This window comes from Streptosporangium sp. NPDC005286, assembly GCF_040607515.1.
Taxonomy (GTDB): Bacteria; Actinomycetota; Actinomycetes; order Streptosporangiales; family Streptosporangiaceae; genus Streptosporangium.
In genome coordinates, this window is record NZ_JBEXGU010000119.1 from 1 (window position 1) to 15,704 (window position 15,704).

Below are 15,704 nucleotides of genomic sequence, written 5' to 3' on the forward strand. Positions count from 1 at the left end.
CCGGGGACCCGCGACCGCCGGTCGCGGCCCGGGCGCCTTCGGGTGGCAGGAGAACGAGCACGGATTCCCCGACAGCGGGAAGCCTGACCTCTCCGCCACCCCGCCGCACGGCTTCCCCCCGATCGATCCGGAGTTCGGGGCGCCCGTCGCCGGACGCCCGGAAGCTCCCGCCGCCCCGCCGTACGGCCCGCTCCCCGGCGACCCCGCCGGCCCGGGAGCCCCGATGTCCTCGCAGCCCTGGCGCCCGCCGGGGCCCGAGTCCTCCGACGGCGCCTTCGGCCGCTCTCCCGGCCTGGGCACCGACCTGTTCGCGATCGCGGGTCAGAACGGCCGGCACGCCCCCGGCGCCCCCGGTGCCCCCGGGGAGCAGCAGGCCCCCTCGAAAAAGCCCCCGATCGGCATCCTCGTCCTCATGGGCGTGGCCGCGATCGCACTGGTAGTGATCATGATCCTGGTGGTGGCCGCCTTCTCCTGAGGACTCCCCCGGTAAGGACCCGCACCCGCCGGTTTGATTCCCTCCCTGGGACGCAGACTGGACGTATGAGCGAGTATCGGATCGAGCATGACTCGATGGGCGAGGTGCGGGTGCCTGCGGGCGCGAAGTGGCGGGCGCAGACCCAGCGGGCGGTGGAGAACTTCCCCGTCTCCGGGCGCGGGCTGGAGGTTCCGCACATCTCCGCACTCGGCCTGATCAAGGCCCTCTCCGCCGAGGTCAACGCCGAACTGGGGGTGCTCGACAAGGAGATGGCGCAGGCGATCGCCGAGGCCGCCACCGACGTCGCGGAGAACGAGTGGGACGGCGAGTTCCCCGTCGACGTCTTCCAGACCGGCTCCGGCACCTCCTCCAACATGAACGCCAACGAGGTGATCGCCACCCTCGCCGAGGAGCGGCTGGGCCGCCCCGTCCACCCCAACGACCACGTGAACGCCTCACAGTCGTCCAACGACGTGTTCCCCACCTCCATCCACGTCGCCGCCATGACCGAGGTGTCGTACCACCTGCTCCCCTCCCTACGGCACCTGGCCACCGCGCTGCGGGACAAGTCACTGGAGTTCGACGGCGTGGTGAAGGCGGGGCGCACGCACCTGATGGACGCCACCCCGGTCACGCTGGGCCAGGAGTTCGGCGGGTACGCCACGCAGATCGACAACGCCATCGGGCGGGTGCGCGGCGCGCTCCCGCACCTCGCCCAGCTGCCCCTGGGCGGTACGGCGGTCGGCACCGGCGTCAACACCCCTCCCGGCTTCGCGGCCAAGGTCATCGAGAAGCTGCGCGAGGCCACCGGGCTGCCGTTCTCCGAGGCTCCCGACCACTTCGAGGCCCAGGGGGCCCGGGACGCCATCGTGGAGCTCTCCGGCCAGCTCCGCACGGTCGCGGTCTCGCTCAACAAGATCGCCAACGATCTCCGCTGGATGGGTTCCGGCCCCCGGGCGGGGCTGGGCGAGATCAACCTGCCCGACCTCCAGCCCGGCTCGTCGATCATGCCGGGCAAGGTCAACCCGGTCGTCCCCGAGGCGGTGACCATGGTCGTCGCCCAGGTCATCGGGAACGACGCGGCCATCGCCTTCTCCGGCGCCTCGGGCACGTTCGAGCTCAACGTGATGCTCCCGGTCATCGCGCGCAACATCCTGGAGTCCATCCGGCTGATCGCCAACGCCTCCCGGCTACTGGCCGACCGGTGCGTGCACGGCATAACCGCCAACACCGACCGCCTGCGCGAGTACGCGGAGTCCTCGCCGTCGATCGTCACCCCACTCAACCCCTACGTCGGGTACGAGGAGGCCGCCAAGATAGCGAAGCAGGCCCTGGCCGAGCGCAAGACCATCCGCGAGGTCGTCATCGAGCGCGGCCACGTCACCAACGGCACCCTCACCGAGGAACGGCTCGACGACCTGCTCGACGTGCTGTCCATGACCCGGCCTCCGTCCTAGCTCCCGCCTACCGCGCCTCCGCTCACCACGGTCGCCCGGACGCGCCCCGCCGCGTCGTGCCGCGGCTCCCTCCCCCGCCTCGCGAGGCACCGCCTGACCGGCCCACGCCACGGCGAGATCCGCAGGGCGGTGCCCGGAGCCGCGCCCCGACCTGCGCCGTGCACCGGTCACCTGCGAAACTGCGAGACATGACCCAGATCAAGTTCTACGGCCGCCGGGACGTGTGGTCCGGCCGGCGTCAGGAGATCTCCGACACCGTCCACGGCTGCCTGGTGGACGTCTGGCAGCTCCCCGAGGACAAGCGGTTCCACCGGTTCCTGCTGCTGGACGCCGAGGACCTGGTCTGCCCGCAGCGGAGCGAGCGGTACCTCATCGTGGAGATCGTCTGCTTCGGCGGCCGGTCGGACGAGGCCAAGCGCGCGCTGATCCGCGCCCTGTTCACCAGGACCGGGGAGGCACTCGATCTCCCCGCCGAGGACCTGGAGATCGTGATCCTGGAGTCGCCCAAGGTCAACTGGGGCATCCGCGGCCTCCCCGGCGACGAGCTGACGCTCATGTATCCGGTCACCATCTGAGACACCGCCTTCCCCTCGGCGGTGGCCGGCCCGGGAGGCTCGTACTCCGGCACGCATCGACATCTCCCCGAACCGGGCGGGAGGGCGGAGCCAGGCCACATATACCGGGAATGGAGTGTGGGGGTGGGCGACATGGGCTGGGATTCAGGTCATTGCCTAGATTCGGCAGCATGATGGACCTAGCGGGTCGGCGCGCCGTGGTGACCGGGGCGGGCAGCGGGATCGGGCGCGCCTGCGCGCACCGGCTGGCCGCGGCCGGAGCACACGTGCTGGTGGTCGACATCGACGCCGAGGCCGCGGCCAAGGTCGCCGCGGAGATCTCGGGGACACCCGTCGTCGCGGACCTGTCGGCACCGGACTTCACCCGGGCGATCCCGCCCGGCACGGACATCCTGGTGAACAACGCGGGGTTCCAGCACGTCGCCCCGATCGAGAAGTTTCCCCCCGAGGTGTTCTCCAAAATACTCAAAGTGATGGTGGAGGCGCCCTTCCTGCTGGTCAGGGAGGCGCTGCCGGGAATGTACGAGCGCGGCTGGGGCCGGATCGTCAACATCTCCTCGGTCCACGGGCTCCGCGCCTCGCCCTACAAGTCCGCGTACGTCACCGCCAAGCACGCCCTCGAAGGGCTGTCCAAGGTGATCGCCCTGGAGGGCGCCCCACACGGCGTCACCTCCAACTGCGTCAGCCCCGCCTACGTCCGCACCCCCCTGGTGGAGAACCAGATCGGCGCCCAGGCCGGGACCCACGGCATCGGCAGGGACGAGGTGGTCGAGCAGATCATGCTCGCCCCCGCCGCCATCAAACGGCTCATCGAACCCGCGGAGGTAGCCGAACTCGTCGCCTACCTCTGCGGCCCGCACGCCTCCTCCATAACCGGCACCTCCCTCTCCCTCGACGGCGGCTGGACCGCCCGCTGACCCCCGCGGGACCGCACCGGGAGTGAACCGAGGAACAAAGAAGTCTCCGATAAAAAGGACGCGACATAAGGGACGGGCCAAACGCCCCATCTCAAGGGACTACCCGTGAGGCCGCGCCGGCGACTGGACCGAGGAGTGCCGTGAGGCCGCGCCGGGGACTGGACTGAGGAGTGCCTGTGAGGCCGCGCCGGGGACTGGACTGAGGAGTGAAGGAGCGAAGCGGATGAACGACGAGGGAAGGAGCCGGATAAGAGCGGCCTCACCGCGACGCGCCAGCGTCGCCGACAACACAGAGCGAAGCGGATGAACGACGAGGGAAGGAGCCGGATCCCAGCGGCCTCACCGCGACGCGCAGCGTCGCCGACAACACGCGTCGCAATTAACACCATCTTTCTTGAGCTGCTGGCCAGGGAGGCGTCGGCGGTCGAGTTCGAGGGACCCGTTCTCGCGGCGAGGAGCGCCGGCATCGGCGCGGAGGCGCTGGCCGAGCTGGAAGAGGCCAAGCTCACCGCGTTGAAGGTACGGGCGTTGCTGCGGCGCAGGGCGAAGCGTGAGGCGGAGCTGTCCGCGCTGTTCGACACGGCCGGCGACCTCGCGGGACTGCGGGATCTGGACGCCGTCCTGGAGGCCATCGTGCACCGGGCCAGGCAGCTGCTCGGCACCGATGCCGCCTACATGACACTGCACGACCCCGAGCGGGGCGACACCTGGATGCGGGTGACCGACGGCTCGGTCTCGGCGAAGTTCCGGGCGCTACGGCTGCCCATGGGCGCGGGTCTCGGCGGGCTGGTGGCCCAGACCGCCACCCCGTACTCGACCGCCGACTACTTCGCCGACGCGCGCTTCCGGCACAAGACCGACATCGACGACGCGGTACTGGAGGAGGGGCTGGTCGCCATCCTCGGCGTGCCGCTCAAGCTGGGCACTCGGGTGATCGGGGTGCTGTTCGCGGCCAATCGGAGCGTACGGCCCTTCACCCAGGACGAGGTCGTGCTGCTCGGCTCGCTGGCCGCGCACGCGGCGGTGGCGATCGACAACGCCCGGCTGCTACAGGAGACCAGGAACGCGCTGGAGGAGCTCAGCGAGGCCAGCCGGCAGGTGAACGCGCACAGCCAGGCGGTGGAACGCGCGGCTCTCGCACACGACCGGATGACCGGTCTGGTGCTGCGCGGCGGCGGGGTCGAAGACGTGGCGGCGGTGGTGACGGAGGTGCTCGGCGGCTCGCTGACGGTGCTCGACGACGCCGGACGCCCGATCGCCGGGGACGCGAACGTGCTGGAAGGCACGCTGGACGAGGAGACGCTCGACCGGGCGGAATCCGAGCAGAGATCGGCACCGAGATCCACCCAGAGGTCGGCGCGGAAGCCGGCCCGGAGGTCCGGTGCCGGTCGGAAGGAGGGCTCCGGGCAGCCGCCGCGGAAGGCGGCGGACGTGATCGCGGACGCCGCGCGGTCGTCGAGGGCACTCGGGCGCACCGTGTGGCGGGGGAACCTGCTGGTCGCCTCGGTGGACGTGGGTGCGGAACCGCTGTGCACGCTGGTGTTGCGCAACGGCGGCCAGATGTCGGACGCCGATCATCGCATCCTGGAGCGGGCCGCGCTGGTCACCGCGTTGCTGCTGCTGTTCCGGCGCACGGTGGCCGAGGCGGAGGGCCGGGTCAGGGGCGAACTGCTCGACGACCTGATCTCGCGGCCCGAACTCGACGGCCTGGCCGACCGGGCCCGGCGGGTGGGCGTGAACCTGGACGCCGACCACGTGGTGGTCGTGGTCCGCCACGGCGGCGGGCGGGAGCGGGCCGCCTTCTGGGCGTCCTCCCAGGCGGCCCTGCACCACGGCCTGGCCGCCCAGCGCGGTGACGAGGTGGTCCTGCTGCTGCCGGGGGACCGGCCCGGCCCGCTGGCGAAGCGGGTGGCGACCGAACTGAGCGCCTCGCTGGGCCACCCGGCCACGGCGGGCGCCGGAGGACCCGTACGCGGCGCCGCGGAGGTGGCCGCGGGGCACCGGGAGGCCCAGCGCTGCGCCGACGCCCTGGTGGCCCTGGGGCGGGCCGGAGACGGTGCCGACGCCAGAGAGCTCGGCTTCGTCGGACTGCTGGTCGGCGAGGGACGCGACATCGGGGCGTTCCTCACCTCGACGCTCGGCCCGGTGATCGACTACGACGCCCGCAAGGGCACCGCGCTGGTGCGGACGCTCACCGCGTACTTCGGCGTGGGCGGCTCGCTGTCGCGTACGAGCGAGACCCTGCACATCCATGTCAACACGGTCACCCAGCGTCTGGATCGGATCGGCCAGCTCCTCGGTGACGACTGGCAGGCGCCCGACCGGGCCCTGGAGATCCAACTCGCTCTCCGCCTGCACCGCCTCAGCGGCTGACTCGGCGGCCCACGCGGTCCTCCGCTCCGATCCCCCGGCGGCGCCGAGCCCCTGCCGCCGAGCCCGGCCGCCGCGGGCGTATCGCACGGCCCCGAACACCCACATAGGACGCTTGTCGGCTATGGCTGTCACCCCCATAGGAGTGACGCCGGTCACTACGTACGGTAGCCGAAATCCCCCCAACAGCGACTCCCCCTGGTGAGTGAGATGGCAGAGAAAACCCGAACCCCCATCGGAAAGATCGTCGGCGCCAGCCTCATCGGCACCACGATCGAGTGGTATGACTTCTTCCTTTACGGTTCCGCCGCCGCCCTGGTCTTCCCGAAGCTCTTCTTCCCCGAGTCGGAGCCGCTGACCGGTACCCTGCTGGCGTTCCTGACCTACGCGGTGGGCTTCGTGGCCCGCCCGCTGGGCGCACTGGTCTTCGGGCACTACGGCGACCGGGTCGGCCGCAAGAAGCTGCTGGTGCTCAGCCTGCTGCTGATGGGCGGGGCGACCTTCCTGATCGGCTGCCTGCCGACCCACGCCGCGATCGGCATGGTGGCACCGCTGCTGCTGACCCTGCTCCGGCTCGTCCAGGGCTTCGCCCTCGGCGGTGAGTGGGGAGGCGCGGTGCTCATCGTCTCCGAGCACGGCGACGCGGAGCGCCGCGGCTTCTGGGCCTCCTGGCCGCAGGCGGGCGCCCCCGGCGGCAACCTGCTGGCCACCGCCGTGCTGGCGGCGCTGGCCGCGATCCAGACGGACGAGGCCTTCCTGAGCTGGGGATGGCGGGTGCCCTTCCTGCTCTCCGGCGCGCTGGTACTGGTCGGCATGTGGATCCGGCTGTCCATCAGCGAGTCGCCGGTCTTCCAGCAGGCCGTCGCCAACGCCGAGCCCGCCCCGTCCATGCCGATCGTCGAGGTGTTCAGGCACCACTGGCGGGACGTGATCACCGCGATCGGCGCCCGCTTCGCGGAGAACGTCTCCTACTACATCCTCACCGCGTTCGTGCTGGTCTACGCGACGACGTCGGCGGGGCTGACGAAACCCGTCGTGCTCAACGCGGTGCTGATCGGGTCGGCCGTCCACTTCGTCTCGATCCCGCTGTGGGGGGCGCTCTCCGACCGGCTCGGCCGCCGCCCCGTCTACCTGATCGGCGCCGCCGGGGTGGGCCTGTGGGCCTTCGCGTTCTTCCCGCTGATCGACACGAAGAACTTCGCCGCGGTCACCCTGGCGGTGACCGTCGGGCTGATCCTGCACGGTGCGATGTACGGCCCGCAGGCGGCGTTCTTCTCCGAGTTGTTCGCCACCAGGATGCGCTACTCGGGCGTGTCGATCGGCTCGCAGCTCGCCTCGATCATCGCGGGCGGCCTGGCCCCGCTGATCGCGGTGGCCCTGCTGAGCGCCTACGAGTCGTCGCTGCCGGTCATGCTGTACGTGGTCGGAGCCGCCGTAGTCACCCTGATCACCGTGTACGTCTCACGTGAGACCCGGGGACGTGACCTCGTCACCCTCGGTACCCGCGACGAGGCCCCGACCACCCGCTGAGCATGATGGAGAGACATCTGATGCGCATCGAGAGCCGGCGGGTACCCACCGCCCGCATCACCCAGAACGTGCTGTCCGCCGCCGATGGGACGGCAGGTGGCGAGCCGGTGCTGTTCGTGCACGGGAACGTGTCGAGCTCCGCCTTCTGGCGGGACACGTTGCTCGCCCTGGCGGAGGCGGGTCACCGGCCGCTCGCCGTCGACCTGCGGGGCTTCGGCGACACCGAGCCGGCCCCGGTCGACGCCACCCGCGGCCTGCGGGACTACTCCGACGACGTGCTCGCCCTCATCGACGCCCTCGGGCTGGACGGCGTGCACCTGGTCGGCTGGAGCATGGGCGGCGGGGTGGTGCTGCAGGCGCTGCGGGACCGGCCGGCCGTCGTGCGGAGCGTGACGCTGGTCAATCCGGTCTCCCCGTACGGCTTCGGCGGCACACACGGCCCCGACGGGGCGCTGAACCACCCCGACGGCACGGGCGCCGGCGGCGGGTCGGCGAACCCGGACTTCGTGAAGCTGCTCGCGGCGGGGGACGCCTCCGACGACTCCCCGACGTCACCGAGGAACGTGATGCGGACCACGTACGTGAAGCCCGGCACAGTGATCAAGGACGAGGACGCCCTGGTCGCGTCGATGCTCTCCACGAGGGTCGGCGATGACCACTACCCGGGCGACGTGGTGACGTCGGAGGAGTGGCCGGGGGTGCGTCCCGGCACGCGGGGCGTGCTCAACTCCTTCTCACCGACGCACTTCCGGATCGACGACCTGCACACGATCGACCCGAAGCCGCCGATCCTGTGGGTCAGGGGCGAGGCCGACGTGATCGTCTCCGACACCTCGCTGTTCGACCTGGCCCACCTGGGCGCCCTGGGGGTCGTCCCCGGCTCCCCCGGCACCCCGGCGCAGCCGATGATCACCCAGACCCGCGCCGTCCTGGAACGGTACGGCCCGTACACCGAGGTAGTCCTGGACAGCGGTCACAGCCCGCACATCGAGCGCCCGGAGGAGTTCCGCACCGCCCTCACCCGCCATTTGCGACGCTAGCGCGTCGCGGTTCGGCCGCTCGAACCCGGCTCCTTCCCTCGTCAAGAGGGGCCGCTCGTTCCTCACGACCCCTCTCTCCTCAGTCCAGTCGCCGGCGCGTCCTCACGGGAGTCCCTCATGATAGATCGCTTGACTCGTCCCCTACGGTGCCTCTCGGAATGGGTTACCCCGCCCGTTCCTCGCGGTGCTTCCCGGTCCGGCCGTCGGCGGGGTCCGGTCATGGCCGGAGGGCTCGCCGCCGTCATCTTCACCGCCCTCCTGGCGGGCAGTCCCGCGGCGAGCGCGGGGACCTCTCCCGCGCACTGCGCCCGGCTGGACCGGGTGGTGGTGCCGGGGGCCGAGCACCAGGTGAAGGCGTGCCTGAACGACCTCACAACGGCCGGCACGATCATCTCCGGGCACACCGACCCGGCCGACTGGGCGGGCCTGCACCCGGCGGGGGCGGTCAACCCCACGGGCGTGCCCGGCATCCAGGTCGACGGCTACTTTCCCGACACCTCGACCTCCAACACCACGCACGGCTGGAACCACGACTCGCAGTTCGTGCTCCGGCTGCCCGACGACTGGAACGGCGGGCTGGTGGTCGCGGGCACCCCCGGCAACAGGGAGCAGTACGCGAACGACTTCACCATCTCCGACTGGGCGCTGGCCAGGGGCTACGCCTACGCCGTGACGGACAAGGGCAACGTCGGCGTCACCTTCTACCAGGACGGCCGCAGGCCCGGCGACGCGGTCGCGGAGTGGAACGACCGGGTCACGCAGGTCGCGGTCGCGGCCAAGGCCGTCGTCGCGCAGCGCTACGGCAGGCTCCCGAAGCGGACCTACGCGGCGGGCATCTCCAACGGCGGATACCTGGTCCGCTGGCAGTTGGAGAACCGGGCCTGGCTCTATGACGGCGGGATCGACTGGGAGGGCACGCTCTGGCGGGTCAAGGGCGACAACCTGCTCAACTACCTGCCCCCGGCACTGCGGGCCTACCCGGCGGGCGACACCCAGGCGATGTACGACGCCGGGTTCGCACGCGGGTCGGAGTTCCTGTGGCCCTTCCACTACCAGTACTACTGGGACCTGACCCAGCGCGTCTACCGCGAGGAGCTCGACCCCACCTTCGACGGCGACACCGAGGCGGGCACCCCGTTCTGCGCCTCGGGCACCCCCGCCTGCGACGCCGACTACGACTACGACGCGCGCAAGCCGTACGCGGCGGTGCGGAAGATCGGGCTCACCGGCCGGATCGGCAAGCCGCTGATCACGATCCACGGCACGCTGGACACGCTGCTGCCGATCTCCCGCTCCGGTGACGTCTACGCGGAGATGGTCGGCGGGCACCGGCCGTTCCGGTACTACCGGGTCACCGACGGAACCCATGTGGACAGCCTCTACGCCGCCTACCCCGACAGGCTTCGCCCGCTGCTGCCGTGCTTCCGCAGCGCGTTCGAGGCCATGGAGGGCTGGGTGGAGCGCGGGCAGAACCCGCCGCCGAGCGCGACCCTGCCGAGGCCCTCCGGCGGTGACCTGCCCAACGAGTGCCGGCTGGGCGCCTGACATGGTCGTCGGTACGGGTGACCGGTCTCTGCCCGGCGAATGTCAGCTGAGCATGTAGCGGCGCTGCATGGTCTTGGTGACCCGGACCGCGTTCCTGACCCCCGGTATCCGCAGCGCGAGGCGTTTCAGCAGCGGGTACCAGGGCTCGGGAGGCCGGGCCGCGGCGGACTTGAGGATCTCCACTCGCCCGCCGCGGTTCATCTCCATCTTGAAGCGGAGCCCGGTCTCCTTACCGTCCACCCGTAGGAAGGGCGCCCAGACGCCCGGCGCGAGGAACCCCTCCCGGTATGCCAGCCGGGTCGGGATCTTGGCGATCAGCCGCCCGGCGAGCTGCCCGGGGACGCCCGGCTCGACCAGGGCGGGCGCGGCGACCTCGCGTTCCCTGCCGGTGGTCTGGCGGAGCACCAGCTCCACGGGCGGCCCCCCGCTCGGCGGCACGTACGGCACGGGCACGACCACGAAGACGTGCTTGCGCTGCCTGATCACCGTCGTACCCGGCGAGACCAGGACGATCGACTCGGAGAACGAGCGGGGCTCCACGCAGATCCCCAGCTCCCCCCGGTCCGACCACCAGGGGACGACCAGCCGCTTGGAGTAGTCGGCGACCACCCCGGTGCAGTTCAGCGGGGACCCGGTCACCCGGGTACGGGCCTGCTGAGCCCCCCCGTACATGCGCACGTGGATCTCCCAGAGCCCCGGCGGCAGCGGGCCGTCCACGGCCGCCGAGTCGACGTCCAGCCGTGCCGTGCCGGTGACCTGGAGCCTGACCCCGTTACGGTGACGGCAGCGGATCATCGAGCACTCCACCGGCAGGAAGTAGACGACCCCGGTCTCCTCGTGCCTGATGTAGACCTCGAACCGCGCCCTGGCAGCGGCCTGGCTGACGTCGGCCATCTCGGGTGGGAGGCGGAGCCCGTCCAGGGGCACCGGAGGCTCCCAGAGCAGGCCGTCCTGCCCGTAGGGGATGAAGCGCATCGGGGTGCCGTCGGACTGCATGATCTCCACGGTCAGCCCCATGGTGAGCACGCCGTCGTCCCAGACGACGTCCATCAGGTCGGCCTGGAGGTGGATGCCCTGGGTGGCTCCGGCCAGCATGACGAGCTGGTCGAGCCTGCCCGCCCGCAGCAGCGCGGCGCGGGCCCGCAACTGCACCGGCAGCAGCAGGTCGAGGCGCGGGGGGAAACGCTGGACCACCAGCTCGCGCAGGGTCGTGAAGGTGGCCGCGCGGCCCAGGGAGGAGGTGGCGAACGCACCTCCGCCGAGCCGTCGCAGCACCGCGGTGCGGAACCACTGGGCGTACATCCGATCGCGCCTGCGGCCCTCGGGGACCTCGTCGTCGATGATGTCGAGCAGCTCGCGCAACTCGGCGGCCCAGACGTACGGGTCCTCCTGCGGCTCGGTCCGCTCGGCGACGTGACAGCAGACCTGGTCGGCCATGACCACGATGATCTTGGCCCGCAGGTAGGCGCGGACGACGAAGGCCTGCTCGGCCAGGCGCCCGCCGGGGTCGGAGAAGTTCAGCGCCTCGTCGTCGAGAAAGGCCCTGCGGAAGAGCTTGTGCGGGGTGAGCAGCGTGAGCAGCCGGTCCTTGACCACGTCGGCACGCTCACGGTTGACGTCGAAGACCGGGGAGGGCGGCTTCTGGTCGTCGACCAGCCGCCCGATGAGGATGTCGGCCTCGGTCTCCACGGCACGCCGGTACATCAGCTCCAGAGCCATCCGTTCCAGGCGGTCGGTCTGGCCGAGCATGTAGACGTACTCGCCTCTGGCCACCATGAGTGCGACATTGCGGCCGCGCATCGGCGAACCGGTCCGCTCCAGGTGGAGCACCTTGACGTTCGACCGCACCGCGGCCACCGCGTCGAGGCGCTGCTGGATCCCGTCGTCGGAGCCGTCGTCGGCGAAGATCACCTCGTAGTCCTCGGAGGCCATCGACTGTTCCAGCACCGACCGGATACAGGCGTCGGCGCCATCACCGGGGTTGTGCACCGGCACTACCACGCTGACCTTCACATCCATGCGGCCAAGGGTGCGATGCCCGGGGCCGGGAGACGGTCAGACTTGCCGAGTCCTGGTCTCTCAGTACCAGCCTTTGGCCTGGGAATGGGCCCAGGCCCCACAGGGCGTGCCGTAGCGGCCCTTGATGTAGGTGAGCCCCCACTCGATCTGGGTGGCCGGGTTGGTCTGCCAGTCGCTTCCCGAGCTGGCCATCTTGTGGCCGGGGAGGGACTGGGGGATGCCGTAGGCGCCACTGGAGGTGTTCATGGCGCGCTCGTTCCAGCCGCTCTCCTTCATCCAGAGCTTCTCCAGGCAGCCCCACTGGTCGGCCCAGCCCCTGGACTCCAGCATCTGCTTGCCCAGCGCCCTGTTGCCGGTCGGGTTGGCGGTGCCCGGGGGGAGCCGCTGCGGGTTGAACCCGCCACCGCCCGGCGCCTCGTCAACGATCTTGACCGGGTTGAGCACCTTGCGGTTGTCCCGCTCGGCGGCGATCTTGTCGGCCTTGAGCGCCTGGGCCGCCTGGGCCTTCAGCATGTCGGACTCCAGGTCGGAGCCGAACGGGTCGGAGCCGAGCACCTGCGCCATCTCTTCCAGGGTGAGCGGCTGCGTGGGCGGCGCCGAGGCGTTCTGGACCGCGGTGTAGGCGGTGAAGGCTCCGCCACCCACCACGACCACGACCGCGGTGCCCAGGATCAGGACGCGTTTGGGGGTCAGACGGCCTGGCGCCTTCGTCCTGGCCGTTCTGCGGTTCGCACGGCGGGCACGAGGCGCCGCCGAGCGGTCCTTCAGTTGCTGTGATCCTGGACTCACGACCTATGAGCTTGCCGTGCGGAGGGGGGTGGTCCGCAACCGGATCGGCAGACTTGGTCGGCGCCATACGAGATCCGCCGGGCTTCTCCTAAGCTAATCACCAGGCCACGGGCGCTTTCCCGGCAAGGAAAAGATGGAAGTGATTTTGCTCACATTTTACCCTACGGCGCCGCTTCGCCTCTCTATGTGATCACGGGAGTGCCTGAATCATGGTTTGACTCCCTTATTCAGGTACTGTTTGCCTTATGTCGGGGTTCGTGACCTGGCAGATCCATCCAAGCCTTGGGAGAATGATTACCCGGTGGCAGGCATCCTCCTCGTCGAAGACGACCCCTCGGTCAGGACCGGGCTGGAGCTGGCGCTCACCCGGCAGGGCCACTCCGTCACCGCATACGCCAGCGGTGAGGAGGCGCTTGAGCACATCAGGTCCCGCCGCCCCGAGATCGCCATCCTGGACGTCATGCTGCCCGGCATCGACGGCGTCGAGGTGTGCCGCCGCATCCGCAGGCTGGACCAGCTTCCGGTGATCCTGCTCACCGCCAGGGGCGACGACCTCGACGTGGTCGTGGGGCTGGAGGCCGGGGCCGACGACTACGTGGTCAAGCCGGTCGAGCCGCGAGTGCTGGACGCCCGCATCCGCGCCGTCCTGCGCCGGATGGAGTCGGTCGCCTCCGACCGCATCACCTTCGGCGACCTGGTCATCGACAGGGGCGCGCTGAAGGTGTCGCTGAGCGGCCGCGAGGTCCACCTCACCCCCACCGAACTGCGGCTCCTGCTCGAACTCGTCCGCCATCCCGGCCAGGTGCTCAACCGCAGATACCTGCTGCGGGCCGTCTGGGACCACACGCACGTCGCGGACTCCCGGCTGGTCGACGCCTGTGTCCAGCGGGTCCGCGCCAAGATAGAGGCGGTTCCCGCCGAGCCCGAGTTCATCCACACGGTACGGGGATTCGGCTACCGGTTCAGCCCACCGTGAAACGTACCCACACCGGCCTGCGCGGCCGTCTGGTGATCACCTTCACCCTGATCGCCGTCACCGCCTCCTCGCTGGTCGCCGGGATCGGCTACGAGTTCGTCAAGAGCCGCATGATCGGACGCGCCGAGCAGGTGGCCGTGAGCGACGTGCGCGACATCCTGGAGGGCATCAGGGTGCCCATCGGCGCGCTCTGGCCCGGAGACAGCCCGCCGACCGACGACGAGATCAGCGCGCTGCAGAAGAGCCTGCGCCCGCAGGGCGGCAGGGTGGTGGTCCGCTACGAGGACTTCCTCTACCCCGACGGCGAATTCGGCATCAGGGACGTCCCCGGCGACCTCGCCGCCAGGGCCACCCAGCGGATGGTCGCCAAGCGGCAGACCATCAACGGCGGCATGTGGCTGCTCATCGGCACCCCGGTCTGGCGGATCGAGCCCATCCACACCGCCCAGCCCACCGGGATGACCGTCTTCGTGTTCGCCCCCCTCATCGAGGAGGAGCGCCTTCTCAGCGGCCTGCGGCAGCCGCTGGCCGTCGCCAGCGTCGCCATGCTGATCATCGCGCTGGCCCTGGGACTGCTGTCGGCCCGGCAGCTCCTGCTGCCGGTCAGGCGGCTCGGCTCCGCGGCCCGCGCACTCGGCGCCGGCCACCTGGACACCCGCCTGCCCGTGCACGGCCAGGACGAGCTCGCCGAACTCACCGCCACGTTCAACGACACCGCCGCCGCCCTGGAGCGGAGCGTCTCCGAGCTCCGCTCGCTGGAGGCGATGTCCCGCCGCTTCGTCGCCGACGTCTCCCACGAGCTCAGGACCCCGCTGACCGCGATGACCGCGGTCACCGACATGCTCTCCGAGGAGGCCGAGCGGCTGCCACCCGAGCCCGCGGCCGCCGTGCAGCTGGTGTTGCGGGAGATCGCGCGGCTGCGGACCCTGGTGGAGCAGCTCATCGAGGCGAGCCGGTTCGACTCGGGTACCGCGACGCTGAACGTGGACACTGTGAACATCATCGACGTGATCTGGGACTGCCTGGAGATGCGCGGCTGGTCGGACCAGGTACGGGTGAACGTGCCCCAGGGACTGGTCTTCTCCGTCGATCCCCGGCGATTCGACGTCATCGTGGCCAACCTGGTGGGCAACGCCCTACGCCACGGGGAGCCTCCCGTGATGGTGACCGCCCGCAGTACTCCGAACGGCCTGGAGGTGAAGGTGCGCGACCACGGCAAGGGCATCCCCGCCAAGGATCTGCCGTTTGTGTTCAACCGCTTCTACAAGGCGGGCGCCCGGGGCGACGGCAGCGGGCTCGGCCTGTCCATCGCGCGGGCCAACGCCCAGTTGCACGGCGGCACGATCTCGGTCCGCGCGCAGCGGCCGGGAACCCTCTTCACGGTCTGGCTGCCCCCGGCATGAGACGCCTCACCTGCCTGCTCGCCGTCCTCGCGGTCCTGTGCGGATGCGGCATCTCTCCCACCGAGGTCCAGGACTACGGCCGCCCGCCGGTGATCAGCTACAGCCCGACCTGGGTGACCGTCTATCTGCTCCGTGACGGACGGCTGGAACCGGCCAGGATCCCGGTGGTCTCCGACTCGGCCAAGAACATCATCGACACCCTCTTCCGGGCGGGCAAGCAGCCGCCGAAACGGGGGCTGACCAGCGCGCTCAACAACTTCAGCCACTACGACACCAAAACCACCCGGTACTCCGACAACACCGACCAGCGCAACGATCCGGACGACAGCCTGGGCTACCGGCTGAATGTGATCATCACGGGCGAGGGCAGGATCTCCAAGGAGGGCCTCGCCCAGATCACCTGCACCATCCGGCAGAACAAGCAGGAGAGCATCTGGAGCGTCGAGATCACCCGGCTCTTCCCCGGAGTCCCGGAGTCGATGGGCGAGCACACCTGCTTCGAGTTCCGCAAGCTCGCGGCCCCCGGCGTGCGGCTGCCGCCGTGAGCACTCCTTGACGCCCGGCGTCGTGGGCCACGGCCGACGCCCTCCGACCCGCGAATAACGCGC

The 15,704-nt window shown here is 70.5% G+C and carries 12 protein-coding genes and 1 pseudogene; 11 read left to right on the forward strand and 2 right to left on the reverse strand.

Annotated features, from left to right (window positions below):
- From ABZU75_RS32370 to ABZU75_RS32405, 8 genes and pseudogenes are all read left to right on the forward strand, one after another.
- A pseudogene (locus ABZU75_RS32370) lies at nucleotides 1–475 on the forward strand (hypothetical protein); the annotation flags it as partial.
- Nucleotides 476–540: 65 nt separating this feature from the next.
- Nucleotides 541–1,932, forward strand: coding sequence for a class II fumarate hydratase (locus ABZU75_RS32375; RefSeq protein WP_355562519.1), 1,392 nt, complete (start codon nucleotides 541–543; stop codon nucleotides 1,930–1,932).
- A gap of 188 nt (nucleotides 1,933–2,120) precedes the next feature.
- Nucleotides 2,121–2,507, forward strand: coding sequence for a tautomerase family protein (locus ABZU75_RS32380; protein WP_355562522.1), 387 nt, complete (start codon nucleotides 2,121–2,123; stop codon nucleotides 2,505–2,507).
- A gap of 173 nt (nucleotides 2,508–2,680) precedes the next feature.
- Complete coding sequence (locus ABZU75_RS32385) at nucleotides 2,681–3,424, forward strand: 3-hydroxybutyrate dehydrogenase (RefSeq protein ID WP_355562584.1); 744 nt, start codon at nucleotides 2,681–2,683, stop codon at nucleotides 3,422–3,424.
- 303 nt (nucleotides 3,425–3,727) lie between these two features.
- Nucleotides 3,728–5,797 carry a helix-turn-helix domain-containing protein gene (locus tag ABZU75_RS32390; protein WP_355562525.1) on the forward strand — a complete coding sequence of 690 codons (2,070 nt, stop codon included), beginning with the start codon at nucleotides 3,728–3,730 and terminating at the stop codon, nucleotides 5,795–5,797.
- A 207-nt stretch (nucleotides 5,798–6,004) separates the two neighbouring features.
- Nucleotides 6,005–7,324, forward strand: coding sequence for an MFS transporter (locus ABZU75_RS32395; protein ID WP_355562528.1), 1,320 nt, complete (start codon nucleotides 6,005–6,007; stop codon nucleotides 7,322–7,324).
- A gap of 20 nt (nucleotides 7,325–7,344) precedes the next feature.
- On the forward strand, nucleotides 7,345–8,364 hold the full coding sequence (locus ABZU75_RS32400) for an alpha/beta hydrolase (protein WP_355562531.1): 1,020 nt from the start codon (nucleotides 7,345–7,347) through the stop codon (nucleotides 8,362–8,364).
- A gap of 219 nt (nucleotides 8,365–8,583) precedes the next feature.
- Nucleotides 8,584–9,909: a tannase/feruloyl esterase family alpha/beta hydrolase gene (locus tag ABZU75_RS32405; protein WP_355562534.1), complete on the forward strand. Its 1,326-nt coding sequence runs from the start codon at nucleotides 8,584–8,586 to the stop codon at nucleotides 9,907–9,909.
- Between the two features lie 42 nt (nucleotides 9,910–9,951).
- Here the strand turns inward: ABZU75_RS32405 and ABZU75_RS32410 are convergent, their stop codons facing one another.
- Complete coding sequence (locus ABZU75_RS32410; protein WP_355562537.1) at nucleotides 9,952–11,928, reverse strand: glycosyltransferase family 2 protein; 1,977 nt, start codon at nucleotides 11,926–11,928, stop codon at nucleotides 9,952–9,954.
- Nucleotides 11,929–11,988: 60 nt separating this feature from the next.
- Nucleotides 11,989–12,717, reverse strand: coding sequence for a transglycosylase SLT domain-containing protein (locus ABZU75_RS32415; protein WP_355562540.1), 729 nt, complete (start codon nucleotides 12,715–12,717; stop codon nucleotides 11,989–11,991).
- A 301-nt stretch (nucleotides 12,718–13,018) separates the two neighbouring features.
- Between ABZU75_RS32415 and ABZU75_RS32420 the strand changes: the two genes are divergently transcribed.
- The 3 genes from ABZU75_RS32420 to ABZU75_RS32430 are packed head-to-tail and all read left to right on the forward strand — an operon-like array spanning nucleotide 13,019 to nucleotide 15,641.
- Nucleotides 13,019–13,693, forward strand: coding sequence for a response regulator transcription factor (locus tag ABZU75_RS32420; protein WP_030910870.1), 675 nt, complete (start codon nucleotides 13,019–13,021; stop codon nucleotides 13,691–13,693).
- Nucleotides 13,690–15,096: a HAMP domain-containing sensor histidine kinase gene (locus ABZU75_RS32425; protein WP_355562544.1), complete on the forward strand. Its 1,407-nt coding sequence runs from the start codon at nucleotides 13,690–13,692 to the stop codon at nucleotides 15,094–15,096. Before ABZU75_RS32420 ends, ABZU75_RS32425 begins: the two co-directional genes overlap by 4 nt.
- Nucleotides 15,093–15,641 carry a hypothetical protein gene (locus ABZU75_RS32430; protein ID WP_355562547.1) on the forward strand — a complete coding sequence of 183 codons (549 nt, stop codon included), beginning with the start codon at nucleotides 15,093–15,095 and terminating at the stop codon, nucleotides 15,639–15,641. Before ABZU75_RS32425 ends, ABZU75_RS32430 begins: the two co-directional genes overlap by 4 nt.
- The last annotated feature ends 63 nt before the right edge of the window (nucleotides 15,642–15,704 follow it).

Excerpts from the sequence above, each read along its gene's own strand:
- ABZU75_RS32375 (WP_355562519.1), top strand. The coding sequence starts at position 541 with ATGAGCGAGTATCGGATCGAGCATGACTCGATGGGCGAGGTGCGGGTG.
- ABZU75_RS32380 (WP_355562522.1), top strand. The coding sequence starts at position 2,121 with ATGACCCAGATCAAGTTCTACGGCCGCCGGGACGTGTGGTCCGGCCGG.
- ABZU75_RS32385 (WP_355562584.1), top strand. The coding sequence starts at position 2,681 with ATGGACCTAGCGGGTCGGCGCGCCGTGGTGACCGGGGCGGGCAGCGGG.
- ABZU75_RS32390 (WP_355562525.1), top strand. The coding sequence starts at position 3,728 with ATGAACGACGAGGGAAGGAGCCGGATCCCAGCGGCCTCACCGCGACGC.
- ABZU75_RS32395 (WP_355562528.1), top strand. The coding sequence starts at position 6,005 with ATGGCAGAGAAAACCCGAACCCCCATCGGAAAGATCGTCGGCGCCAGC.
- ABZU75_RS32400 (WP_355562531.1), top strand. The coding sequence starts at position 7,345 with ATGCGCATCGAGAGCCGGCGGGTACCCACCGCCCGCATCACCCAGAAC.
- ABZU75_RS32405 (WP_355562534.1), top strand. The coding sequence starts at position 8,584 with ATGGCCGGAGGGCTCGCCGCCGTCATCTTCACCGCCCTCCTGGCGGGC.
- ABZU75_RS32410 (WP_355562537.1), bottom strand. The coding sequence starts at position 11,928 with ATGGATGTGAAGGTCAGCGTGGTAGTGCCGGTGCACAACCCCGGTGAT.
- ABZU75_RS32430 (WP_355562547.1), top strand. The coding sequence starts at position 15,093 with ATGAGACGCCTCACCTGCCTGCTCGCCGTCCTCGCGGTCCTGTGCGGA.